This is a genomic window from Reticulibacter mediterranei (genome assembly GCF_016587455.1).
Window position 1 is genome coordinate 1,980,294 of record NZ_BNJK01000001.1, and the last position, 26,410, is coordinate 2,006,703.

19 protein-coding genes are annotated in these 26,410 nt (G+C 51.5%); 11 read left to right on the top strand and 8 right to left on the bottom strand.

Annotated elements, in window-relative coordinates; all coding sequences use genetic code 11:
* Positions 1–19 precede the first annotated feature (19 nt).
* The 5 genes from K3T83_RS08565 to K3T83_RS08585 are packed head-to-tail and all read right to left on the bottom strand — an operon-like array spanning position 20 to position 5,890.
* The gene (locus tag K3T83_RS08565; RefSeq protein ID WP_220202553.1) at positions 20–1,297 is read right to left on the bottom strand and encodes a carboxylate--amine ligase; all 1,278 of its coding nucleotides are present in this window, start codon (positions 1,295–1,297) and stop codon (positions 20–22) included.
* Positions 1,294–2,313, bottom strand: coding sequence for a polysaccharide deacetylase family protein (locus K3T83_RS08570; RefSeq protein WP_220202554.1), 1,020 nt, complete (start codon positions 2,311–2,313; stop codon positions 1,294–1,296). The genes K3T83_RS08565 and K3T83_RS08570 overlap by 4 nt, the downstream gene beginning before the upstream one ends.
* An 18-nt stretch (positions 2,314–2,331) precedes the next feature.
* Positions 2,332–3,549 (bottom strand): NAD(P)-binding domain-containing protein, encoded by a 1,218-nt coding sequence (locus K3T83_RS08575; RefSeq protein ID WP_220202555.1) that lies wholly within the window; start codon positions 3,547–3,549, stop codon positions 2,332–2,334.
* Positions 3,542–4,822, bottom strand: coding sequence for a carboxylate--amine ligase (locus K3T83_RS08580; RefSeq protein ID WP_220202556.1), 1,281 nt, complete (start codon positions 4,820–4,822; stop codon positions 3,542–3,544). Before K3T83_RS08580 ends, K3T83_RS08575 begins: the two co-directional genes overlap by 8 nt.
* A gap of 30 nt (positions 4,823–4,852) precedes the next feature.
* A complete protein-coding gene (locus K3T83_RS08585; protein WP_220202557.1) occupies positions 4,853–5,890 on the bottom strand; it encodes a polysaccharide deacetylase family protein in 1,038 nt (345 codons plus the stop codon).
* A gap of 471 nt (positions 5,891–6,361) precedes the next feature.
* Here K3T83_RS08585 and K3T83_RS08590 point away from each other — a divergent pair, with 471 nt between their 5' ends.
* Genes K3T83_RS08590 through K3T83_RS08635 form a run of 10 tightly spaced genes read left to right on the top strand, consistent with a single transcriptional unit; the run spans position 6,362 to position 22,002 of the window.
* A complete protein-coding gene (locus tag K3T83_RS08590; protein WP_220202558.1) occupies positions 6,362–7,816 on the top strand; it encodes a tyrosine-protein kinase domain-containing protein in 1,455 nt (484 codons plus the stop codon).
* 40 nt (positions 7,817–7,856) lie between these two features.
* Positions 7,857–9,161: a nucleotide sugar dehydrogenase gene (locus K3T83_RS08595; RefSeq protein WP_220202559.1), complete on the top strand. Its 1,305-nt coding sequence runs from the start codon at positions 7,857–7,859 to the stop codon at positions 9,159–9,161.
* A 20-nt stretch (positions 9,162–9,181) separates the two neighbouring features.
* The gene (gene murJ, locus K3T83_RS08600) at positions 9,182–12,073 is read left to right on the top strand and encodes a murein biosynthesis integral membrane protein MurJ (RefSeq protein WP_220202560.1); all 2,892 of its coding nucleotides are present in this window, start codon (positions 9,182–9,184) and stop codon (positions 12,071–12,073) included.
* A 13-nt stretch (positions 12,074–12,086) separates the two neighbouring features.
* Positions 12,087–13,427: a glycosyltransferase family 4 protein gene (locus K3T83_RS08605; RefSeq protein ID WP_220202561.1), complete on the top strand. Its 1,341-nt coding sequence runs from the start codon at positions 12,087–12,089 to the stop codon at positions 13,425–13,427.
* 5 nt (positions 13,428–13,432) lie between these two features.
* Positions 13,433–14,776 (top strand): glycosyltransferase family 4 protein, encoded by a 1,344-nt coding sequence (locus K3T83_RS08610; protein WP_220202562.1) that lies wholly within the window; start codon positions 13,433–13,435, stop codon positions 14,774–14,776.
* An 11-nt stretch (positions 14,777–14,787) separates the two neighbouring features.
* Positions 14,788–16,695 carry an asparagine synthase (glutamine-hydrolyzing) gene (gene asnB, locus K3T83_RS08615; protein WP_220202563.1) on the top strand — a complete coding sequence of 636 codons (1,908 nt, stop codon included), beginning with the start codon at positions 14,788–14,790 and terminating at the stop codon, positions 16,693–16,695.
* Positions 16,696–16,704: 9 nt separating this feature from the next.
* On the top strand, positions 16,705–18,654 hold the full coding sequence (gene asnB, locus K3T83_RS08620) for an asparagine synthase (glutamine-hydrolyzing) (RefSeq protein WP_220202564.1): 1,950 nt from the start codon (positions 16,705–16,707) through the stop codon (positions 18,652–18,654).
* 13 nt (positions 18,655–18,667) lie between these two features.
* Positions 18,668–19,741, top strand: coding sequence for a glycosyltransferase family 4 protein (locus K3T83_RS08625; RefSeq protein WP_220202565.1), 1,074 nt, complete (start codon positions 18,668–18,670; stop codon positions 19,739–19,741).
* A complete protein-coding gene (locus tag K3T83_RS08630; RefSeq protein ID WP_220202566.1) occupies positions 19,741–20,997 on the top strand; it encodes a glycosyltransferase family 4 protein in 1,257 nt (418 codons plus the stop codon). The genes K3T83_RS08625 and K3T83_RS08630 overlap by 1 nt, the downstream gene beginning before the upstream one ends.
* Positions 20,998–21,045: 48 nt before the next feature.
* Positions 21,046–22,002: an SDR family oxidoreductase gene (locus K3T83_RS08635; RefSeq protein ID WP_220202567.1), complete on the top strand. Its 957-nt coding sequence runs from the start codon at positions 21,046–21,048 to the stop codon at positions 22,000–22,002.
* An 84-nt stretch (positions 22,003–22,086) separates the two neighbouring features.
* Here K3T83_RS08635 and K3T83_RS08640 read toward each other — a convergent pair whose 3' ends face one another.
* Positions 22,087–23,097, bottom strand: coding sequence for a Gfo/Idh/MocA family protein (locus K3T83_RS08640; protein ID WP_220202568.1), 1,011 nt, complete (start codon positions 23,095–23,097; stop codon positions 22,087–22,089).
* Between the two features lie 59 nt (positions 23,098–23,156).
* Positions 23,157–24,284 carry a DegT/DnrJ/EryC1/StrS family aminotransferase gene (locus K3T83_RS08645; protein WP_220202569.1) on the bottom strand — a complete coding sequence of 376 codons (1,128 nt, stop codon included), beginning with the start codon at positions 24,282–24,284 and terminating at the stop codon, positions 23,157–23,159.
* A 360-nt stretch (positions 24,285–24,644) separates the two neighbouring features.
* Between K3T83_RS08645 and K3T83_RS08650 the strand changes: the two genes are divergently transcribed.
* The gene (locus K3T83_RS08650) at positions 24,645–25,319 is read left to right on the top strand and encodes a sugar transferase (protein ID WP_220202570.1); all 675 of its coding nucleotides are present in this window, start codon (positions 24,645–24,647) and stop codon (positions 25,317–25,319) included.
* A 73-nt stretch (positions 25,320–25,392) separates the two neighbouring features.
* On the opposite strand, the gene K3T83_RS08655 is transcribed toward K3T83_RS08650, so the two are convergent.
* Positions 25,393–26,304, bottom strand: coding sequence for an LLM class F420-dependent oxidoreductase (locus K3T83_RS08655; RefSeq protein WP_220202571.1), 912 nt, complete (start codon positions 26,302–26,304; stop codon positions 25,393–25,395).
* Positions 26,305–26,410: the final 106 nt, after the last annotated feature.

Consider the following 26,410-nt stretch of genomic DNA (forward strand, 5'->3'; position numbering starts at 1 on the left):
ATATCCTTCTCATATGCGGCTATTGCTCATGAGAACGAAACGTACGATGATAATAGTCCAGAGCAGCCGTCCACAGAGGTTGCGGATCTTTCCAATCCACATAGTCATAACTGGCAGGAACACAAAAAGCGGCGGCAAATTCAGCAATGGCTTGTAACGGTGAGATTATACCTGGTCTGCCACGCTGTTTGATAGATTGTATCGTTGCCCTGAGATCGCCTTCCAGAAAGCGCATCCAGCGACCAGTACGATATCCCTCAACAGGCTGCAAACGCTCTCCACAAGCCCATTGATATAGGAGACAGGGGAAATCAACGCCAGCGCGAATAGCAATCTCAATTGAGGCAGAGAGGCGGGGGTTAATCTCCATGAGATACGGTTTGCCGTGAGCATCGCGCCGAAACTCCACCTCCGAATAGCCCTCCAACTCTATCTCGCGCACAAGACGCTCTGCCTGCTCCCCAATATCCTGAGGTAGCGCAATACTTTGTCGATATACCGACGTACCCCCTAGCGGCGGCTGGGTACGCTTCGCCCACTGAGCAAAACGCGCATACATCTCACCGTTAGCATAGAGGAAATTGACGGCTTCTCGTCTGCCAGACAAAAACTGTTGGAACAGCACCGAACCACTACAACGTGTCAATTCCTCCACCACCCGACGAGCCTCCTCTTGATTTGTCACCAGGTGGCAGATCAACCGCACGCCCTGTCCCAATTGCCACGATTCAACAGGCTTCACCACCGCTGGCAAGCCGATATCGCGAATGGCCTCGCCAACCTCATCTGCCGTAGAGAGCGTGACCCCGCGCGGCACCGCGATCCCCAAACGTTCCGCTATTGCCAGTGTTTGTTCTTTATCAACGGCAACGGCCAGAGCTTCCTCTTTCGCCAGAGCCACACGTGTACAGCGCTCAAGCTCTTCTCGATGCTGACGTAAAACTGCCAGCGTCCCGTCTGATGCTATCATAAGGACGCGGATATCTGTGGACAGAAGGAAGCGCTTGAGATGAGTAGAAAATTGGTCGGCATCCTGTTTGAACGCTGGCATGATATGAGCATGGTGACACCAGCGCGAAGAGAATGCAGGCACATAGGGACTCTCATCAAGCACGTTTGCGACCTCAGCGACCGCCACGCGCAATCCCTGACGCCCCAGTGAGCGCACCGTTGCTAGCGATTGACGCAGCGCTGCATCAAGCACCAGTGCATCATAAGTCTCAGTTTCACGAGCTGATTGTCTGACATCCAGGCGCGAAGATGCAATGCTATCTTTATTTATGGAATCAATGTTCATCGTTTCTTCCTGAGTCTAGAGACGACCCCTAGCAAACCAACAAGCTCCGAGGCCATGATTAACCAGTGCTGCTCGATATCGCCGGGCAGACGATTGAGCAGATAGGGATTGGTACGTGCAGTGTTGACATCTTCACAGGTTGTGACCGCCCAATCATAGCCAGCAGATTGCACGAGGCGCAGGCCTGCCTTCCCGATATGCTCGCTCTTACCAATTGGATATGCAAACAGGCGAACAGAGTGCCCTAACTGCTCTTCCAGCACGTGGCGTGATACCTCAATCTCACGCCGGATCTCTTCCGTGTCGGTCAGATAACCCAGCACAGGGTGATGCATGGTATGCGCGCCAAACGAGACCCAACCGCTCTCCTCCATCTTGCGGATTTCCGACCAGGTTAAGGGCAAAGCAGTATCCCTATCTCCATGAGTCGCACGACAGGGCAACGAGACCTCAAGCGCGCACTGCATATCCCCAAGAAAAGCTTCTCGCTCAGCCACCGATGGAGCATAACGCAGATGTATATCTATTGTTTTCACCAGATCATGCCGTTGCGTCGGATCAGCCAACTGATAAGTGTGGCCCCCAACTGTTACCTTGTCTACAGTGGTATGTTCCACCAGATAGGTTCCGGCCAGCCACCAGAAACAATTCCCACTTTCACTATATCCAGGGATGAGAAAAACAGTGAAAGGAATCTGCAACATTTGTGCCAGCCGCCACCCATAGGTATAATTGTCCAGGTAGCCATCATCAAACGTCAGCACCAGCGGGATACGGCGGTCAGGGATCGACGAAGATGTATAGAACTCTCTCAGCGCATCCTCCAGGTGCATCACGCGATAATGGCGACGCAGATAGAGCAGTTGAGGGAGCAGGTTCATACCGATAGCGCGATGATAGTTCAAAATGATTAGGCATCGACCGAAGCGCTGCTGCCACCAGAGAACCAGGTGTACCAGTCCGCAATAATAAAAACAAGCGGCTAGAAAGAGACGTATACGCTCACGCATCATCATGCCCCCTTGTGCCTGCGATTATTTACCGGCTCCCGTCTGACGCATAATGGCTCTGGTGACTCTCGGAGCTGCCGCCTTGCAGCCGACAACAAAACGATACAAAGGACCAAAGGCACGAAGCGCTGTAAAGCCCACAAAGTACAATCCTGGCACGCTGCTCTCAAACCAGGGACTCAATAGAGGACTTCCTTGATTGGTCTGAATTTGCCTTAGTAAAGATGGATGCAGCATAGGCAAGCGGCTGATATCGGCATGATACCCAGTCGCCAGCATGACATGATCGGCTGTTATCTTCGATCCATCAGAAAGCACAACCTGCGCCCTGCCACCAGCTTCATCCACCTTGCTAATAAGATGACTCTCATACAAATTGACTCTGCCAATAATACGTTCGCGTAACCAATCAGAAGCGGCAGGAACATAATGATTACGAATAAATTTATTTTTTGTATGTTGAGGGAAACGATAGAACAGGTAGGGCAGATATTCGAGCGCCCAGTTTTTCCAGCCTGGAGCGATACCGGCGTTAGGTGCTAGTATCTGCTCAAACAGGCTCCGTTCGCTACTACGATCAGGTGCCAGCCAGAAGATCGGATGACGCGCCACCACATGCACACTTGCTCCGGCCTCATGCAATAAGGCGGCATACTCAATAGCTCCCTGTCCTCCACCAACGACCACAACATGTTTCCCCTGAAAACGATGTAGATCGCCGTGATCGACCGAGTGTGAAAGCAGTTCTGGCGGGAGATGAGCATACTCAGCGGGGCGATGTGCATAATAAGAAAGGCCCGGGGCCATCACTATAGCTGAACTATACACGTGCCGCCCATCAACTAGCCTCACAACAAAGCGCTCGTCATGACGTTCAACTGTAGAGACGTAGGTTTCGTCCACATTGCTCACTGCCTGTTGTTGAAACCAGAGAGCATAATCTATGAACGTGTTTATTGGCACGGGATAACATGCCTGATGAGATGCTTCCTGGAAGAAACGCTCAAAGCTCCAGAGATTGTGAGGATCAGAAAGATGCGAGGCCCACCAGTGGGAGCGCAAAAACATGCCATCGGGCATATGATTTCGCCACAGTTCTAGCGTCTTGCCAAAAACCGCAATGTTCAAACCATATGCGAGCAAATGAGCTGCCACTGAGAGACCATACGGTCCTGCTCCCACGACAACCACATCATATTGTGCATCAATACTGTTCCGTTGGACGATTTTTTCCTTAGCCATTAAACTCATATTTCCTCCTGATACGCACAAATCTTTTTTGAATAGCCCCTCCAACCCAACGAGCAGTAAAGTCAGTAGTAGCGTGGAGAGCTGGCAGTGGATCATGCCAATCGACGTAATCGTAATCCATTGGCCGCATAAACGAAAGACAAAAATCCATTGCTGCGCGACCAGGGGATGAAACGCCGGGCCGACCGCGCTGCTGAAACGTTTCAAGAGTCGTCATCAGATCCCCCTTTAAGTAGCGCATCCAGTTGCCCACACGATAGCGCCTTATCTTCTGAATCGGTCCGCCGCCTGCCCATTGATAGAGCAATAAAGGAAAGTCCACGCCTGAACGAACAGCAATCTCGACGGAAGCAGAGAGCCGGGGATTAATCTCCATCAGGAAGGGCTGACCGGAGGAGTCGCGGCGAAACTCCACTTCAGAGTACCCATCCAATCCGATTGCACGAATCAAGCGCTCGGCCTGCTCGCCACTATCTGATGGGACAGCGATACTCTGGCGCAAGACCGACTGACCGCCCAGCGGAGGTTCAGTGCGCTTCGCCCATTGCGCAAAACGAGCATAGATTTCACCATCGGCACAGAGAAAGCTGATCGCCTCACGCCTGCCAGTGAGAAATTGTTGAAAAAGCACAGCACTGCCCGAACATGTCAATGCTTCTACGACGCGCTGCGCCTCGTCAAGCGAAACGACCAGTTGAGAAGCAACACGCTGCTGCTCACAACTCACCCACGACTCCACCGGCTTAACTACTGCTGGGAGACCAATCTCATGTACAGCCGAGTACACATCGCTCACTGACGAAACCGTCACTCCACGCGGGACATGCAACCCCAATTCTTGCGCCATTGCCAGCGTTCGCTCTTTATTCACCGCAATCGCGAGCGCACTATCTGTCGCCAGAGCAATGCGCGTGTGATGCTCAAGGGCAGCTCGATGTTGCTGCAACAAAGCAATGGTACCGTCAGAAGTCGGGATCAAAACGTGTGCCCCAATCTGTTGCAGCCAGTCCTTCAGGTAGGCCAGATACCCTGCCGTGCCTTCTCCTGCCGAACAAACATATCCCTGGCGACACCAGCGCGAAAAGAACGCTGGCACCCCGTCGCAGGTTTCCAGAGCCGCCACCGTCAGCCCTCGCTGACCAAGCGAGCGCAACGATACCAACGCCTGTCGCAACCGGGCATCAAGTATCAGGGCATCATAGACACCAGCATGTTGTTGCGAGTCGCGACTATTCGTCGCTTTGACTTTCGATGCACTACTCATTTCATACATGTCTTTCTCAAATCGGAACAACTATGCACTTTCTCCAACGCCAATTATGGCTTTCCAGATCGGGGCGAAAACGTGCCAGATGCCGGAGGTCTCGGCCGCCATTACCAGCCAGTGGCGGCTGACATCTCCCAGCACACGCCCAAGCTTGAGGGGATCAGATCCAGGAGTATTTACTCCGTGTTCAGTCGTAACCGCCCAGGTATAACCCGCCTCCTTCACCGCTTTGACTGCCTCAGCACCAATATGTTTCTGCCGCCCAACAGGATATGCGAACGTGTGCACCGAGTGCTTGAGATGAGCCTCCAACATGGAACGGCACTCCGACACTTCGTATTGCAGTTCAGCACGATTGAAAAGATAGGCTAAAATAGGATGATGAAGCGTATGCGCCCCAAATGAGACCCAGTTGCTTGCTTGCATTTCCCGCACTTCGTCCCAGGTTAATGGTCTCCGACATTGCTCTTCCGGCGTTACAGTCTCAGGAACAGCAAGCAGATTGCGAAACAGGGCAAGGCTTGCATCTCGCTCTGAAACTGAGGAGGCATAGCGCAGATAGAGATCAATAACCTGTGAAAGCTGAGCACGCTCCTCTGGCTCCTGTAAACGGTACTGGATGTCTCCGATCGTCACCGTACTTACCCCGGCACGACTCACCAGACGTTTTCCCTCTCCCCACCAGAAATAATCTCTACTCTCAATATAGCCAGGGATCAAAAAGATGGTGATAGGGATCTGGAGCTTACGCGCCAGCGCAAAAGCGTGAGTATAGTTATCGTGATAGCCATCATCGAAGGTCAATACCAGAGGAGTACGACGATCGGCGGAAGTTTTTTGTTCATCGGGCGGTGCATAGAGTTCATTTAGTGCATCCTCCAAATGAAGGAGGCGATAATGTCGCTTCAAATAGAGCATATGGCGTAATAAATCGCCACCGCTCGCCTGATGATAGTTCAGAATGATCAAGTGCCTTCCCGAAGATCGCATACACCAGCGCGCAAATTTTACCAGACCGGAATAATAGAGCAGTGCAGCAATGAGAACGCCCATCTGTTTACGCATCGGACACCTCCTCTCTCCTCACATGAAGCAGCTACAGTACATTGCACTTCTCAAAAGTGAATATCACCAACCCATCAGGATCACATATCATCAGAGAACATAGCATATATAGAGTGATCAAGTGATGCCCATACAGGTGTAAAATCAGTAGAACTCCTCTTATCCATGTAGAGATTTTCATTGCCAATCCACAAAATATTGATATAACACAATCTATTTCTTAAATAGAACAGCCTTATATCTGATAACTACAAGGTCATATATGTACACCATATCGAAGCCTTATTCACAACATCTCAACATATGTTAGCACCATATGCTTATGGTGAGGGTGTATACTTAGAAAGTATTATGCGATATTGACTCGATCATCATAGCAATTATTGCCACTTATAGAAGAGTTGACAGTAGCGTTTATTGTCAGCTTCCTCAAAGGCTTGAAACGATTGTATCTGATAAGGATGGGAATACATGCAAAATTCGCTCAGTCGTTATCTGCTTATTGGGAAACGTTGGTTATGGTTGCTCGTGCTTGGCATAGTGGTGTGTGGCAGCAGCACATATGTTGCGACCAAACTTATGCGCCCTACCTACCAGGCCGCAACCTACCTGATACTCACAGTTGGCACCTCGCAATCGGCCTACGACAATGCGACCGCCGCACTGGAACTGCAATCAACATACAGCCAGCTCATCACCAAACCAGAGGTGTTGGAGCCGGTTGCCAGCAAATATCACTTCACGCTTGAACAATTGACAGCAATGGTTGCGGTAAAACCGCAATCCAATTCGCAAATCATCGAAGTTAATGTGACCCATAGTGATCCACAACTGGCAATGCAGATTGCTAATGATATTGCGCAGAGCCTCACTCAATTCTCTATTACACGACTCAACGGCATTGTGCAGATCAACATCTTGCCAGCAATAGTACCAACCATCCCGATTCGACCAAAGCCGCTCATCGATTCTTTGCTTGGCGCACTGGTTGGTCTTGGCCTGACGCTGGCTCTCATTATTGTCTTTGAATGGCTAGATGATCGCATCAATACCCCGGAAGATGTGCAACGCTTGTTGGGAGTAGAGACGTTGGCGATTATTCCAGCGCTCTCGTCAGATCAGCAGACAAAAGACGTTGAAGAGACACCAGCTTTAGCAGAAGGATGTCGCATTCTCAGTGCAACAGTCAGCGCACAACACAGACAGCATCCTTGCAAACTGATTATGGTGACGAGCGCATTAGCAAAAGAGGGCAAAAGCACGATGGCCGCTAATCTGGCATCTTTCCTGGCACAATCCGGCAAACGTGTCTTATTGGTGGACGCAGATCTACGCCATCCAGCCCTGGATCGCCATTTTCAAGTAGATAATCGCAAGGGGTTTGCAAACATCTTTTTTGAAACATGGACGCAGGTCGAACTGGATGGTCAAGCAACCGAGATCGCTTCTTTGCGCGTCCTGCCAGCCGGTATGCTGCCAGCAAATCCAGCTGAATTATTGCAATCGCCGTTAGCTCAGAGACTTTTGCAACACTTCCGCGACATATCAGACTTCGACCATATCATTTTCGACACACCGCCTATTTTGCCAGTAGCTGACGCGCAAATTCTCGCTTCGTACATTGATGCCACCATACTCGTTGGCGATATCTCAAAAACGCCTCGCAAGCTGTTTGCACAGGCAATCCACATCTTGCGTAAGAGAGGCACCAACGTTGTGGGCATGGTCCTCAACAAAAGCCAGTGGTCGAACTATGGCGATATTCGTGACTACCTGAACAATCTCCAACAAGAACGTCCAAAGGCGCATCTTCCCATATTACCTGCCAATGAAGTCATCAGACCAGCCACAAACGGCAATGACAAGTCTCTCGACGTGAACACGCTTATTATGCCCATACCTCATCAACCACACGACGACAACTGAGGCGGCGAGAGCATCTTTTGTTTAGTGAGAGGACCATGCTATGACGAGGCAAATATTACAAGAAAAAATTTCCTCACGAACGTTACGAGCAGGTGTCATCGGGCTTGGCTATGTGGGGCTACCATTAGCAACTACCCTGGCTACCGCTGGCTTTCATGTCTCTGGCATCGATGTTGATGCCAGAAAAATTGATATGATCAAACGTGGGAAAAGCTATATTTCTGATATTTCCGACATTTTGCTCCAGGAACTGCAAGAAGATGGGCGGTTGCATGTTACCACTGATTGGGCAGAGTTGGCACAATGCGATGTCGTCAGCATTTGTGTGCCAACGCCTCTGCGCAAGACACGCGATCCCGACATCTCTTATATCATCTCAGCTACACAGCATATCTGTGAGTACCTACACATCGGACAGCTCATCATTTTAGAAAGCACGACTTATCCCGGCACAACTGATGAAGTGCTATTGCCAGAACTCGTGGCTACCGGCTTAGCAGTTGGAGAAGACTTTTTCCTGGCCTTTTCGCCCGAACGCATCAATCCGGGCGACCCGGACTACGACACACGCAATACGCCCAAAGTGGTTGGCGGCGTTACACCTGCCTGTACAGAACTGGCCCTGGCATTTTATGGAGCGGCCATACAGGATGTGCATGCAGTATCTTCAGCACGGGCGGCTGAAATGACGAAGTTATTAGAGAATACGTTCCGGGCCGTCAATATCGGGCTGGTGAACGAGATCGCTATTATGTGTGAAAAACTCAACATCAACGTGTGGGAGGTGATCGAGGCTGCTGCGACAAAACCCTTTGGCTTTATGCGTTTCATGCCCGGCCCCGGCCTGGGAGGACACTGCATCCCGGTCGACCCTCACTACCTCTCATGGAAGCTCAAGACGCTATCATATACCGCGCGCTTTATCGAGCTGGCGGCAGAGGTAAACAGCAGCATGCCGCGTTATGTGGTGGACAAAATCAGTGCCGCACTCAACGAACAACGGCGCTGCTTCCACCATGCAACGATCCTGGTGCTTGGCGTAGCTTACAAAGCAAACGTCGGCGATGTACGCGAGTCGCCAGCTCTGGATATCATGCAAGCGCTTTTAGAGCGCAAGGCGGTAGTTCTCTACAACGATGAATATGTGCCCACATTGACTTTACACAACCATACGTTGCATTCACAAACACTTAGCAGCGGCCTCCTGCAAGCAGCTGATTGCGTCGTCATTGTTACCGATCATCAATATTACGACATAGCCTGGATAATACACGAGGCTCGCTGCATTGTTGACACTCGCAATATGACACGAGGCTTCGACGATGAAAAGATATTCCGGCTCTGAGCGCTCATAGGATGGTGCATATGTCTCAACCAATAGACACCTGTAGCACACAGAGAACAACCAGCGCCGCGCTGATGGCGGTACGCGTCAAATCGGCCAACAAACACATCTTTCGCGCCCTGCTCAGTCTGGCATCGGCCACGCTACTCATTCGCGTTATCGGACTGGTACAACAGATCATCATCACGCGCCAGTTCGGGCAAACGGCAGATATGGACGCGTATTATGTCGCGGCCTCCATCCCTGTTTTGCTGGCACCAATGCTTTCAGGGGCCATCGAATCGGCTGTTATACCTGTCTATATGAAGATCAGAACGCAAGGAAGCGGTGAAGAGGTCTCACGGCTCTTTAGCACTCTCTTCAATATCCTGTTGCTGGGCATCACAGTTTTTACGCTCTTTATGCTGCTCTTACGACAGGAAATGATCGGCTGGCTGGCACCAGGCATCACGGATCTGACCACCCGCCATCTGACCCTTGATCTCACACCTTTCATCTTTCCAGTATTGCTCTTCATGGTCATAAACAGCTTTCTGGAATGCCTGTTGAATAGCGAGGGTCAGTTCGGCTGGCCTGCGTATGCTGGAATGATGGTGCCGCTGACTATAGCAGGGCTTGTACTGGTGGGCGGCAATTCATATGGAGTGCTGATGCTCTGTATCGGTTCGCTTGTCGGACAAATCATCCAGCTTGCCATTATCGTAGTACGCGCTCGTCGCGCTCACCTGACCTATCTCCTTGTGTTGGATCTTCATACTGAAGAGATGGCAGAGTTCTGGCGCTTGCTCTGGCCAGGCATCCTGGGGGCTCTGGTCAGCCAGGCATCGCCGCTCATCGATCAGATCTTCGCCTCCTACCTTTCCCCTGGCAGTATCGCTGTCATCAATAACGCCAACAAACTGCTGATGGTCCCGGTAGGAGTGATCTTCACCTCGCTTGGTCGAGCGGCGCTGCCCTATCTGTCCGCTCAAGCATTTGCAAACGATATGTCGGCTTTCAAAAGTACCTATCGCCTGTATCTGTGGATCATCAGCATCGGAACGCTGCTACTCATGGCTGCGATGATCCTGCTGGCTTATCCGGCCATTCGCCTGCTTTTCCAGCACGGCAAATTTACAGCGATAGACACACAACGTACTGCAACGACGCTGGTTGGTTTTTGCATCGGCCTGTTACCAATGGCACTGGGCTTCTTCACCTCCCGCGCCTTTACTGCCTTGAAAAAAGCTCGCACGCTGATGGGAATCAGCACATTCGCCGTTGTTGCCAATGCAATTTTTGACGCCATCTTTGGTCGCCTCTGGCAAAGCTTTGGCATTGCCCTGGCGACATCTGCGGTGTATCTCTGTAACCTGATCATTCTCTTCGTTCTCCTGCATCGCGAACTCGGTCCGTTACATTTGCTCACTCCGCCACCTGAACTGCTTGAGCTTTGTAAACAGGTGCAGCAGCACCCTGGCTATAGTAAACTGGCTGCCTGGAAGGAACGCTCTATGCATAGTTGGAAGATTTCCCACAAGATGATTCGCCATATCATACGTATAGCGATCATTGCAGGTACGTTCGGGGCTGGAATCGCTGGCACGCTCTACAACTCGCTACATGCCCTCCGCATCGCTATCGGCGCTATTCCTCTCCTGCTCCTTCTGCGCTATCGTTATGCGCTGTTGCTCGTCTGGATCGCGCTTGACGCCTTGATTGGAGGCAGCATCTCATTTTTCAATGGCAACAACTTCCTATCAGGTTTAACCATACCGACGCTTTTATTGCTGCTGGTTGTTCCTATCAAATCGGCCTTTCAGCGTATGCCAGTGCTCCCATTTCTGTTTGCCTATCTCTTATGGATCTTCCTGAGCATAAGTTTTTCCGCTATCGGTGTCGGCCAATTCCTGATCTACTGGACTGGCTATATCACCTGTATTGCTATTGCCGTGCTTATGATTCATCTGCTCACCACGCGCAAATTATTGATGGGAGTTATTGATGCTCTGCTGGCGCAAGGGTTGTTTCTAGCATTTTATGGAATTTATGGATATTTCACGCATCAAAACGGCTTTTACGACACCAATATTACTGGACTCTATAGAATTGGTTCGGTCTTTGCCGCACCACCCACACTGGCCTTTCTGCTCTCGTTGCTGATCCCGCTTGCACTGTATCGCACTTTGACGCTTAACGGTTGGCGTGTGTGCATTGGCCTGCTCTGCATGCTCATTCTACTGACCGCAATGGCGTTGACCTTTACGCGCGCTGCCGATTTGAGCGTCCCACTCAGCCTGATCGTGATGATCTGCTTTATCCCTTCGCGCAAGCTCAAAAGCTGGTTACTGGCTAGCACCGTAACATTGGGCAGTCTCAGTTTACTGCTCGCCAACTTGATCGATATCCCACTCCTCAGCCGCTTTTTGAACCCGGATGTCGAGACGCTCAACGGCCGTACCTTTCTCTGGGGCGCATTACTTGCTCATTTCGATCCCGCACATCTGGCAGGCTACGGTCTGAACGCCTCGGATATTCTACTGGAACAGCTCCAGGTCGGGAACGGACAGGGAGTCATCGGCACTGCGCCGCACAATATCTTGCTGCAAGCGCTCTACGATCATGGCATCATCGGTTTGTGCCTGCTGCTACTGCTCCTCATCATCTTGCCCTGCAGCCTCATCACAAAGATGCGCAAAACCACGCCGGAACATCGTATGATGCTGGGAATGGCTCTGGCAGTGTATATCAATGTCGTCGTACAATCGATGCTCGTCACAGTTCTCTGGAGCCAGGAAGCCAGCGTGTACGTCTGGATGATCCTCACGCTCCCATTTGTCCTATACTGGAAGCAACATGAGGAGAGTGCCACCAGCGCGCTGCACAACACAACACTTACTGTCGATCTAGAAGAGAGGCCATCTAACAGATAGGAGCAACTCAGCCATGTCTAAACCAGACAGACAACATCTACGCATCTGCGTCCTTGCTTTTATGTTCGCACCATTTGTAGGAGGTGCCGAGATTCAAGCGGAGAAGCACGCCCGGCAAATGCTGGCACTTGGACACGATGTAGTGCTCGTTACGCTGCGCCATTATCGGCACTGGAAGCACCTGGAGATGCATAATGGACTACCAGTAGTCAGAGTTGGTGGACTGTATCGCCGGAACGGGCGTCTCAACATTGGTCGATCAGGACGTTTGCTACTCGACCTGGCAGTGTTCTGGAAGCTCTGGCAGCTTCGGCAGCACTATGATGTCATCCATAGCATGCAATTATCCTCAATGGGTGCCATCGCAGCTCTCGTCGGCCAGATTACAGGAAAACCGGTCATCCTCAGCATCCAGAGCGCCGGCCCGGATCAACAGCAAGAGCATTTGCTGAATACAGAGGGAGCCATGCTGATGGCCGATACGCTGGTCGGTAGATTCGACGACCATTTTCTGAGGGTTGCAACCAGAGATTGGACGCCTGGTGATATAGAGCTGCTTGTGCAGAGCTTTCCCTTTATTGGCAAGTTGTGGTTGCAATTCTACAAGCAATCAAACGCTTTTTATCAAGTACTGAGCAATCGCTGTTATGGTTATCTCATTAATAATGGTTTCAAATCTGAGCAAATCGTGCGCATCCCCAATGGCGTAGACACAGAGCAGTTTCGACCAGCATCCAGGCTACTAGATCGGCCTGAACGCATCATTACCTGTGTCGCCCGTCTGGAATACCCGAAAGGCGTCGATGTGCTTCTTCATGCCTGGGGACGCATGATGCATGAGACACCAATCTGGCCTGAGCAGCTGCAACCGCGCTTGCGGATTGTGGGCGAGGGTATCTTCAGGCCGCATCTGGAGCGTATCATCGCGGAACTGCATATCCAGGAGAGCGTCGAGCTTCCAGGAAGGCGGCTCGATATCGTCGAGTTGCTACAACAATCGTGGGGCTTTGTGCTGCCGTCGCGCTGGGAAGGCATGCCCAATGCCCTGCTCGAAGCCATGGCCTGTGGCCTTCCCTGTGTCGCAACCCGCGTCAGTGGCAGCGAGGATATTATTCAGCACGAACTCAATGGTCTGCTGGTCGAACCCGAACAACCGGCAGAAATGGCTCACGCATTGCGTCGCATCCTCGAAGATCGTGCCCTTAGGCTCAGGTTGGGACAGGCAGCCAGACACACAATCGTCTCCGAATATCGCATCGAAGCGGTCGCAGAGCGCTGTCTACACCTGTATTATCACCTGCTTTCACAGCAGACACCTGTTGTACCATTGGCCTTACAAGAAACGAGGGAATAGAAAACATGCAACGTCGCCCACGTATCTACATCGTGATTGGCACCTTTCATCCATTGATCGGGGGTGCGGAATCGCAAGCGCATATCCAGGGCAAAAGCTTAAGAGAAAGGGGCTATGAGGCAACTATCGTCACGTTCCAACATCATAAGCGCTGGCCGAAGCGAGATCAGGTAGAAGGTGTACCGGTCGTACGTATTGCGGGTACGCTGCTCGATGGTCGCGACAGATACCCAAGAGTCATTCAACAAATCCTCTATCTCTTTGCTATGCTCGTTCTGATCTGGAGGCTCTGGTGCGACCGACACCGTTACGACATCCTCCACGTCTACCAGCTCAGTTCGCTTACGCTCCCCACAGCGCTGGCCTGCCGTCTCACAGGAAAACCAATGCTGGTCTCATTGCGCAGCACCGGCCTGGAAAAGCCGCGCTCTGGACGCAACGCCACTGCCTCTCTGCTCGCCGGGCCTCTAGACCCTGCAACGCCCTGGCTTCAGGTCAATGGCCTGACCTGGATAGATGGCGATATGGAAAGCCTTATCCGCCTGGGCAAACCTGCCGTATGGCTGACTCGTTCGCTGCTCAAAAATAGCAGCTCGCAGATCATTATTCTCAGTTCACGCATGAAACAGTACTTATCCAGTAAAAACTTTCTTTTCCCAAACATTCGTTTCATTCCAAATGGAGTGGATATGAAAATATATTATCCTCCCCAAGCTTATCAACCAGACAAGGCGCGTGAACACACTGTTATCTGCGTCTCACGCCTGCGCTATGAGAAGGGAATCGATGTACTGTTACAGGCATGGCGTCTGGTGCAGCAACAAGATCCTCTGGCTCGGCTGATTATCGTTGGCGGCGGACCGCTCGCGCAGCAGTTTCTCAGCATGACCGAGGCGCTGGATATCGGTGACAGCATTGAATTTGCCGGGGTACAGAACGATGTGGCGGGACAACTGCGGCGTGGCGGATTGGCCGTGCTGCCGTCACGTTGGGAGGGCATGCCCAATGCCCTGCTCGAAGCCATGGCCTGTGGCCTTCCCTGTGTCGCAACTCGCGTTAGTGGCAGCGAGGATATTATCGAACACGGCGTCAACGGCCTTCTGGTCGATGTTGAGGATTATCACGCACTGGCGGATGCGCTTCTCGCCCTACTCCATAATCCCGCATTAACCAGGCAGTATGGGCATGCCGCGCTCGCAACCATCGAGCAGCGCTATTCGCTCGATCATATTACCGATTTTTACCTCGACCTCTATCAGAGCATGGTCAAACAATGCCAACGACCTGAAAAGACACAGCTGGACTCTTCATTTTCTTCTCTCCATATGCTTGATACAAGCGAAAGCTGAAGGAATACATTATGTGTGGAATAGCTGGCTTTATCGATACAGAGTGTGCTTATGAGAACGCCGAAGAGCGTATACGTGTGATGTGCAATCTCATTCGCCATCGCGGTCCCGACGAGCAGGGAGTGTGGATAGGCAATGGAGTAGCGTTAGGCATGCGTCGCCTCTCTATTATTGATGTTGCAGGCGGTCATCAGCCCATTTTTAACGAAGATAAAAGCATTCTGGTGGTCTTCAATGGCGAAATTTATAATCATCAGAGCTTAAAGCAGACATTGCAGGAGCGCGGTCATTCCTTCCAGACGCAGAGCGATACAGAGGTCATCGTGCATGCCTACGAGGAATTTGGCGACGATTGCCCCAAACAGCTACGGGGCATGTTCGCCTTTGCGCTCTGGGATAAAAAGCGCCAGCGCCTGCTGATAGCGCGAGACCGCTTTGGTAAAAAGCCGCTCAATTACTATTGGGATGGTCAACGCCTGATCTTCGGCTCAGAGATCAAATCGCTGCTTGCCGCAGGTATACCACGTGCCATCAACCCTATCGCCCTCGACGAGTACCTGGTGTATGCCTACGTTCCGACGCCACATACGCTGTTTCGAGATGTGCAGAAGTTGCCGGCAGCTCATACTCTGATCTATGAGCATGGACAGATCAAACTGCAACGCTACTGGGATGTTTCCTTCGCCCCAACATGCACCGACGACGAGGCGACGGCTATCGAGCGCACTCGTAATCTTCTAGAAGATGCCGTCAGAGTACGTTTGATGAGCGAAGTGCCACTGGGGGCCTTCTTGAGCGGCGGCCTGGATTCGAGTGTAGTGGTTGGCTTGATGAGTCAGATGATGGAGCAGCCCGTAAAAACATTCTCCATTGGCTTTGATGAGGATGACTTTAGCGAACTGTCCTACGCGCGCAAAGTGGCACAACACTTTGGCACTGATCATCACGAGTTTTGTGTTCGCTCTGACCTTGTCTCAGTGTTGCCGCAACTTGTCTGGGCCTATGACGAACCCTTTGGCGACTCCTCCATGCTCCCGACCTATTACGTCTCGAAACTGGCCCGCGAACACGTCACGGTCGTTCTGACCGGTGATGGCGGGGACGAGATATTCGGCGGCTACGATCATTACGAACGCGAATATATCACTAGTCGCATTCCCCCTTCACTCCGCTCTCTGCTGGCCTACGCAAGCCTACTCATTCCCGATGGCATGCGCGGCAAAAAACGCTTGGGCACAATGCATCAAGATCTCGCGACTCGCTGCATCGAGATTCTGGCCCGTTTTCCACGTGGAACACGCCCTGCACTGTACACCCGGGACCACTTCGCCACAGTCCAGCAACACGATCCCTTTGAAGGCCAGAAGCGCCTCTATCGTCAGGTTTCCGATCTGGATATTCTGACCCGGATGCAATATGTGGATACTCACGCGTACCTTCCCGACGATATCCTGGTCAAAGTTGATAAGGCAACCATGCTCAATTCATTGGAGGCGCGCGCTCCACTGCTGGATCATCATCTGGTGGAATACATCGCTTCCCTGCAACCAGGATTGCGCATTCGCGACGGCAAATTGAAGTATCTCTTGAAGCAGGTGGCAAAAGACTTCCTGCCGCCGGAGATCCTCGCACGCCCCAAGCAGGGCTTTGCCGTCCCGATCAAGCACTGGTTCCGAGGAGATTTGACGGCCTATGCTCGTGAAATCCTGCGCTCGCCAACTGCCCGGCAGCGCGGTATCTTCAATCCGAAGTTTATCGATACGCTCCTCTCCACGCACGCTCAGACAACGCTGGTCAATCATAGCAGCGCAATCTGGACACTGCTCTGTTTGGAGCTATGGTTTCAGACCTATATTGATCAGCCCGTACAAAAGCGTAATCAAGGCTATCGTGAGGTACAACGTACCAGCCAGCAATAGGGGGAAACTATGTGCGGAATTTGTGGCATCTACAACGCCAGCAGCAAAGAGACAGCATCACGTGCCATCATTGAACGGATGACGCGACTGATGACACATCGCGGACCGGACGATAACGGCCTCCATTTGGATGGTCCGCTTGGTCTTGGCTTTGCCCGCCTGAGCATCATTGATCTGGATGGCAGCCATCAGCCAATGTGCAATGAAACTGGCGAGATCTGGTTAGTGTTCAATGGCGAGATCTGGAATTATCAAGCGCTGCGGCGGGAGCTAGAAAAAAAGGGGCATCGCTTCCGCACAAAAGGGGACAGTGAAACGATCCTCCATGCCTATGAAGAATATGGCACAGATTGTGTCGCGCATTTACATGGTATGTTCGGCTTTGCCATCTGGGACAGCTGCCGTCAGCGCCTCTTCCTGGCTCGTGATCGTGCCGGAAAGAAGCCACTATACTATACCTGTGTTGATGGAAATTTCATCTTTGCCTCTGAGATTAAAGCCTTACTGGGCCATCCCCACGTGCGACGCGAACCAGACGTACAGGCGTTGGCGGACTTTCTCAGCATCCGTTATGTTCCCGCTCCTGCCACGCTCTTTGCCAACATCTACAAGATTCGTCCCGGCCACTGGCTGCTCTATGAGCATGGAACAATACGCGAAACCTGTTATTGGGATTATACTTTTAGCCGAACAGAACAGCGCTCTATAGAGGAATACATCCAAAACATCAAACAGCATATCTATCGTGCCGTCGAAGAACGTATGATCGCCGATGTGCCTGTTGGAGCATTGCTGAGTGGCGGGGTCGATTCGAGTATTATCTCAGGCGTTATGAGCCGCTTGAGCCGCCATAAAGTGGAAACCTTTGCCGTTGGCTTCGACCATCCCGACTACAGTGAGCTTCCCTATGCTCGACTGGTCGCTGATCACTTCGGCACCAATCATCACGAACTGCTCGTGCAATCCTCCGACCTCACCCGGTACTGGCCGCAACTAACGTGGCACCGTGACGAGCCGGTGAGCGAGCCATCGGATCTGGGGATCTATCTCGTCTCTAAGCTGGCCCGGCAATATGTCAAGGTTGTGCTTTCGGGAGAGGGCGGCGATGAGCTATTCGCTGGCTACCCCAAATACATCGTTGATTGGATGGCCCGATACTATCAACTGCTTCCTATGACTATACGCAACTCTATGATTATGCCCTTGCTGGAACACCTCCCCTATAGTATGCGCAAGCTCAAACAGGCGGCACGTAACCTCTCTGAACCAGCTCCCGAACGCTGGATGAGCTGGTTCGGCATCTTTAACGGCCACTTTAAAGAGAGCTTGCTCGCCAACGAGGTGAAACAATGTATTGATCTTGATGCCAGCCGCCAATTTAAAAGCTGGCTGGCAGCCAATCCACAGTGCGACGACCTCTCAGCGATGCTCTATCTGGATACAAAAATCTGGCTCCCTGACAACCTGTTGATGAAAGGGGACAAAATGACGATGGCGGCATCATTGGAACTCCGTGTACCCTTGCTCGACCATCAGTTGATTGAATACGCGGCTACCATCCCTTCTCAGAGCAAGATTCGACCATTCCAGGCCAAATATCTGCTCAAACAGACCTTTGCCGACTTTCTGCCAGCGCCGATTCTGACGCGCAAAAAGATGGGCTTCAACGTCCCGACAGGCATCTGGTTTCGCGAAGGGCAGCGCGGAATCATCACACGCCTCCTGTTGTCGGAGCGATTACGTCAGCGCGGCTATTTCAATAACCGCTTCATTGCCAGTATGGTACGAGACCATCTAGAAGGGAGAACCAACTATCAAGCGCAACTCTTTACCCTTGCCAGCCTGGAACTCTGGTTCCGCGTATTCATCGATAGTCCTGATCTCACAATACCGAACGGATCTGTAGAAGACCTGCTCAACGAAGAGAAATCATTAGAAGCTCGTATCTCTCAATTATAAAGGATATATCAATATGAACAGTGATAAACTAGATACAGGCAATAAAAGATATCGTGTCTTAATGGTGACAGGCATTTATCCGACACAGGCATCGCCCCATAAAGGCACATTCGTCAAAACGCTGGTCGATTCGTTAGTGGCGCGGGGACATGAGGTAGAGGTGATCCATCCGAAACAGGGACCAGTGATTGATCGTTATCTGTCTACCGCCTGGCAAGTTTTCTGGAAGACGCTCACTGGTCGCTTCGATATTGTACATGGGCATTATGGCCTCTGGTGCCTCCTGGCACGCTTACAATGGACCACACCGGTTGTCGCAGCCTATCTGGGCGACGATCTGCTGGGAACCGTGACGTTTGATGGAGAACACACACGCAAAAGCCTCCTCGTCGCCCGTATCAGCCGCTGGCTCTGTCGCCATGTCGAAGCTGTCACCGTCAAATCTGAGCAAATGAAAAAGATGTCCTTATGGGAAAATGCGGTTGTGATCCCGGATGGCATCGACTTTACTCGCTTCCACCCAATCCCACGCGAAGAGGCGCGAACCATGTTGGGCTGGGACCAGAAACGCAACTATGTCGTCTTTGCCAACAATCCGGCAATCCCTGTTAAAAACTTTGCGCTGGCCCAGGCCGCGATAGCACGGCTACAAGAGCGAGGAATCGCCGCAGAACTGGTTGTTGCAAGCGGGCTGGCCCAGGAACAAGTTGTGCAATACATCAATGCCAGTAACGCTCTGATCCTGCCTTCCGTTGCCGAGGGATCGCCGAATGTGGTGAAGGAAGCGATGGCGTGCAATATACCGGTCGTGGCAACAGATGTAGGAGATGTGGCTGAGTTATTAGCTCACACCGCCGGTTGCAGCGTATGCCCTCATGATGCCGATGCTCTAGCAACGGGGCTAGAAAAAGCGCTGGCCTTTCAAGGGCGGACTACAGGACGAGAAGACATACGCCACCTTGACATGATGCATATCGTAGAGCAGGTCGTGGCGCTCTATGAACAGGCAATCCAGAGAAAGGCCGATAACTGTGCAACCCGCTTCTTGCAGGCCAGACAATCGCCAACTATAGTGGAGGGACGCTAATGACACAGGCAAAAAAAGTGTTAATGCTGGTGGAAAATCTCTCGGTGCCAGGCGACCCGCGCGTCTGGCACGAGGCATGTACATTACGCGAAAATGGCTTCCAGGTGAGCATCATCAGTCCGATGGGAACGACAAAAGATCGTGAAGCCTACACCTGTCTCAATGGTATCCACATCTACCGCTATTCGTTGCCAACAAGAACAGCCAGCCCGTTGAATTACCTTACAGAATTCAGCACGGCGATGCTCAAAACCTTCTGGTTGAGCTTGAAAATCTGGCGACTGCACGATTTCGACATCATTCATGCCGCCAATCCACCGGACATCTTCTTTGCGCTGGGACTGTTCTACCGACTTTTTGGAAAAATCTACGTCTTCGATCAGCATGATCTGGCCCCAGAGCTTTTTCAGGTGAAATTTCGCCGACGAATGAAACCGCTACACACCCTACTGTTGTGGTTGGAACGCTGTTCTTATCATACAGCACAGGTTGTGATTACAACAAACGAATCCCAGCGGCGCTGTGCTCTCCAACGAGGAAGCTGTCAGCGGCACAAAGTCGTTGTTGTGCGCAATGGACCGGACCTCAATCGCTTCACCTCCACCCGCCCCGACATATCGTTGAAACGCGGCAAGTCCCACTTACTAGTCTATGTGGGGGTTATAGGAGCACAGGACGGCGTTGAATACCTCTTATATGCAATCAACGATCTTGTCCGTCATCATGGTCGCCACGACCTTATGCTGGCAATCATCGGCGATGGAGACCGCTTGCCATTGCTCAAAACGCTCGTTCGTTGTCTGGGCATTGATGAGTATGTGTACTTTACTGGCTGGATCGCGCAGGCAGATATGCTACGGTATCTGGCAACGGCAGATATCGGTCTCTCGCCTGATCCGAGCAATGAACTCAACAATCACAGCACGATGATCAAAACGATGGAGTATATGGCGATGGGGAAGCCGGTGGTCGCCTTTGATTTGCCAGAGACGCGCTATTCAGCGCAAGAGAGCGCTCTCTACGCCACGCCAAATAACGTCGCCGAATTCGCGTCGCATATCGCTGTCCTACTAGATAGACCAGAGTTGCGCTATAGGCTGGGAGCACAAGGGAGAAAGCGCGTGGAAGAGGTGCTGTGCTGGGAACGGCAACAAAAAAAGCTCTTGCGAGCGTACAAGCAACTCTCCTCCGATAGCTCACCGGTTCTAGATATCACGAAAGATCTCCCATCCCTTCCTACATCCATCTATAAGTAGCGATCACGAAAGGAGACGCAGACTTCACCGTCTGCATACATATATATAATGACTACGACAACCTACCTTGTGACAGGGGGTGCTGGCTTTATTGGTTCACATATCGCTGAAGCTCTACTCAAACAGGGCCATACTGTACGCATTTTTGATAACCTGGCAACAGGGCGTAAAAGTAATCTTGAGCCATTAATGGAATGCCCATCTGGCAAATTGGAGCTGCTCTATGGCGATTTGCGAGACAAAGGGGCGGTGAGAGCGGCAATGGATGACATTGAGGTTGTGTTTCACCAGGGCGCGCTGGCATCAGTGCCCCGCTCTATCGCCGATCCGGTGGCCTCATTAGAAACCAACATCAATGGAACCCACCACGTCTTGCTCGCGGCTCGCGATGCCGGCGTGCGCCGCGTCGTTTATGCCAGCTCGTCCTCCGTCTATGGTAACACGCCAACACTGCCAAAACATGAAGATATGCCTCCTGCTCCGATGTCACCATACGCAGCCCACAAGCTCTCCGGCGAGTTGCTCTGCCAGGTGTTTACGCAGGTCTACGGCCTGGAAACCGTTGCATTGCGTTACTTCAATGTCTTTGGCCCACGCCAAGATCCGTATTCCGCCTACGCTGCCGTGATACCGATCTTTTTACAAGCATTAATAGAAGGGCGGCGGCCAATCATTTTCGGAGACGGAGAACAGACGCGCGATTTCACCTATATTGACAACGTCGTGCAAGCCAACCTTCAAGCCGCTGTTGCTCCGGCGGCGGTCGGCATGGCAATCAATATCGGTTGCACACAAAGCGTTTCGCTGAACACGATCTTACACCAGATGGAACAGTTGCTTGGCACTCATACCGAGGCAGAATACCAGGAACCGCGCCCGGGAGATGTCCATGATAGTCTGGCCGATATTCAACGAGCACGGAGCCTGTTAGGATACGAGCCTGCAATCAGCTTTCAGGAAGGGCTTACACGCACAGTGGCCGCGCTCCACGTCAGCGTTGCCTGATAGCATCAAGACTAAGAAAATCCCTGAGTGATGTTGCATCATTCAGGGATTTTCTTAGCTCTCCGTTGAATTATTTTACCATCACTACAGAGCAACAGTTGCCATCTCTGTCTCCGAACGTTGTTGCTCTTCCAGAGCTTTCTGAGCCGCGGCCAGCACTTTGACAACAGCCAACCCCACTCCTGCATGAGCGCGCGGCTGCCGTTCATTGAGAATGGAGCTAACGAAATCTTCACATTCCAGGCGCAACGGCTCGATCCAGTCGATATGAGGAATGGTAATTGCTCCAAAACGATAAGAGACCACCGGATCAGCATGTACATCGGCCCCTTTATTGTAAACCTTGACCATCTCGGCCGGATTCGTGTCATCATAGACCACCATACGAGCATCACCAATCACGGTCACGCGCCGAATTTTACAGGGGTGCAACCAGCTTACATGAACATGGGCGGTCATCCCATCGGCAAATTCGAGATCGAGATGAGCGATATCGTGAATACTCGCCTGGAGATGAGCATGAGCCTGCACTTTGACCTGCTCAGGCATTTTGCCAAACAAGTATAGCAGGATCGAGACATCGTGCGGGGCAAGATCCCATATCACGTTGATATCGCGACGGAATAGCCCCAGGTTGACGCGCTCAGCCTCCACACAGTAAATCTTCCCCAGATCGCCGCTCTGCACCAGTTTGCGCAGTTCATTCACAGCCGGGCTATACTCAAACGTATGGCCGACCATCAACACGCGCCGCATCTCTTTTGCCAGAGCTACCAGTTCTTCAGCTTCCTCAACGCTGGCAGTAAGAGGTTTCTCCACCAGCACATGCTTCCCAGCCAGGAGAGCAGCTTTGGCCAGGCGATAATGGGTTTGCACAGGGGTCGCAATCACAATACCATCCAGATCAGAATTGAGAAGATCTTCCACCTGAGTAGTCGTCTGTATCCAGGGTTGATTCACTACTATCGAGGCCAGACGATGCGTATCTAGATCAGCAACCATCCCCACCGAGGCATGAGATAGACTGTCTAAATTGCGAGCAATCTTTGGTCCCCAATAGCCCCAACCAACAATGCCAAAACGTAGATCAGCCATACAGTGTCAGTTCCTTTACTCTATAACTAATGCTATAGCACTACCTTTTCAAGATGATCTTACACAGCGGAGACATTACCCACTATATGCTTCTTCACAGCCGCAACCACCAACTCTAGCTGCTCAGGAGTCAATTCAGGATACATCGGTAGCGAAACAATGCGCTCGGCTACCGCCTCTGTCACAGGAAGCATACCGCGTGTATATCCATACGCAGCACAGGCAGGTTGAAGATGAATAGGAGTAGGATAGTGAATGTTCGTTCCAATACCCTCCTTCTCCAATGCCAGACGAAATTGATCTCGCTCTGGAACCTGCACCACATAGTAACAATAGACATGGCTGGCCCAGGAGCGAACAATAGGCACCGCCTCAACAACATCGAGGAGATGCTCGCTGTAAAACGCGGCGTGCGACTGGCGAGCAGCATTCCAGCTTTCAAGATGAGGCAATTTCACCTGCAATAGTGCTGCCTGGATCTCGTCAAGGCGGGCATTCACCCCCATCAATTCATGGCAGTAGCGAACTCGCGACCCATGATCGCGAATCATACACATCTTCTCCCTGAGGACTGGATCGCTGGTTGTACAGACGCCAGCTTCTCCGAATGCACCGAGATTTTTACTATAATAGAGGCTAAAGCAGGCAATATCGCCGAAGCTCCCAACACGCCTCCCCTGATAGGTTCCGCCATGCGCCTGAGAAGCATCTTCAATCACATAAAGGTTGTGCGAGCGCGCGAAATCGAGGATCGGCTCCATCTCTGCGGGATGGCCGTAGAGATGCACGGGAAGAAGAGCTTTTGTGCGAGAAGTATAAACCTGATCCAATTGTTGCCATTGCATCAAATAGGTATCGGGATCAATATCAACGAAAACCGGCGTGGCACCAACCAGCGCTATTGCCTCAACGGTGGCAATAAAGGTATTGGACACGGTAATCACTTCATCGCCAGGGCCAATATTACAAGCACGCAGCGCCAGGGCCAGCGCATCCGTGCCAGAAGAGGTGCCAACTCCATAGAGGCATTCACAATAGGCAGCAAATGAACGCTCAAACTTCTGTAGCTCAGGTCCAAGAAAGAGGTGCATTTCATCAAGCACACCCTCAATCGCGCTCATAATCTCCGGTTTGAGAGCAAGATACTGTGTACGCAGGTCAACAAGAGGTACCTTTAAAGCATGCACAACGTTCTACTCCTTTGTACTGCTGATCGATACTCAAGCAGAATGACACATATTAGATTTATCACAATCGTATCATACAAAGGTGCCAGTCAGATGGCTAGCAAAGTGAAAGATAGGTTGAACTCTACTCTCTCAGTTGAGAAGACACAACCGGGAATACCTCATTTGGCTTAGAGCAGAAAAGAGTGAGAGAAAAGACCCGACCATCGGCCTCCAGAAATACTCCATAACCGTATCTCCATCTGATCACTCACCAGTTATACACCGGGATCGAATAAGATTCTAAAGAGAACTTCGCTCTACGAAGTGAGTTGCTGTGTTAGATATACTCTATACATTGAGAAATTAGGGAAGGGAACCATGCTTGTTCAATCAACATCAATCGAGAGTATTCCGATCAACACGAACTACTCAAAAGCTAAACGCATTCTTGATGTCACTTTTACCATTCTCATCGCTCCATTCGTGCTTTTTGTAGGGGGTATTGTCGCCATCTGCATCAAGCTTAACTCCCCCGGCCCTATTTTCTATCGTCAAAAGCGCATAGGGCAAGATGGAATTGAGTTTGAAATGCTGAAATTCCGCTCGATGTACATCAACAACGACAGTAACGTACATCGCGAGAAAATCATCAAATACATGAATGGGGAGAAGCTCAACGAGGATGGCAACGATGCTATGGCCTACAAGCATCTGCATGATCCGCGTATTACAAGCGTAGGACGATTCATCCGGAAGACCAGCATTGATGAGCTGCCCCAGTTCTGGAATGTACTGTGTGGACAGATGAGCCTGGTTGGGCCGCGCCCCCCTCTCCCCTATGAGGTTGAATGCTATAGCCCACATGATTGCTTGCGTCTCACCGGCAAACCCGGTCTCACCGGTCCCTGGCAGGTCTATGGGCGTTCTCGTGTCACTTTTCACAATATGGTGAATATGGACATCACCTATTTGAAAGAGCAATCGCTCTGGTATGATCTAAAGCTTGTTATGCTGACGATACCAGTCATGATTTTTGGACGTGGAGGAGCATAATTCTCCGGGTAGACAAATGTAAACAAAAGTCTTCATACTGATGTGGTATGAAGACTTTTGTTTGGGACAGTTCTTAGCGGCCAGCAACCTCAATCTGTTCGACGGCAGGAATGATCTCAGTCGCCAGGAGATCGAACGGCTCCGGGTCCGTCACATCTGGCATATTGATAATAGCCTGATCAATTCCCATTGCCGCCAATTCGCGGAAGGATGCAATGGCGGCGTCTGGCGTGAGACTGTTCTCTCGACCATCTCTGGTGAGGCGGATCGTACCGAGCGTGGTTTTCTCAATATCTGCATAAGGACGGCCTACGGTCTGGCAGTGTTCGCGCAACACCTCCAGTTTGTGCTTCATTTCGTCCTTGCTCACACGCAACAAAGAGAAATTGCAGGCATCGCCATACTGTGCGACCAAACGGAGTGTCTTGCGTTCTCCCTGTCCACCAATCAAGATCGGCGGGTGCGGCTTCTGAATCGATGATGGCACATTCAACGGGCGTCCCAGTTGGTAGTGCTTGCCCTGATAGGGCTTCTCGTCCCCTGCCCACATCTGGTGCGCAATCTGCAAGGTCTCCTCCAGGCGTTCAAACCGTTCGGCGGTGGGAGGAAACGGCACACCCAGACCGCTATGCTCCTCTTCATTCCAGGCAGCACCGATGCCGAAATAGGCACGGCCATGAGAGAGGACATCCAGTGTCGTCACGGTCTTGACCAACAGACCTGGATACCGATAGGTGACACCTGTAACCATCGTCCCCAGCTTGATCCGGTTGGTCCGCGCTGCTGCAAAGGCCAACGCACTGTAGCCTTCCAGCATCTCATGCTCAGTCGGTCCCATCACAGCAATCTGGAAGAAATGGTCCATCACCCACAAACTGAAAAAGCCTGCTCGCTCCGCTCTCTGGGCAATCACCCCAAAGGTTTCACCAAGGGCTTCCTGACCACCAGGCCATGTAAAACGGGGGATTTGCAATCCAACGCGCATAGTATATATTCTCCTCTTATCATTCAAACATGTATATGCTATTCCTGACAGAAGCTTACATCTTAGAGCGCGCTCGAAGTCAAGAGAGGAGATTGAATAGCTCTCC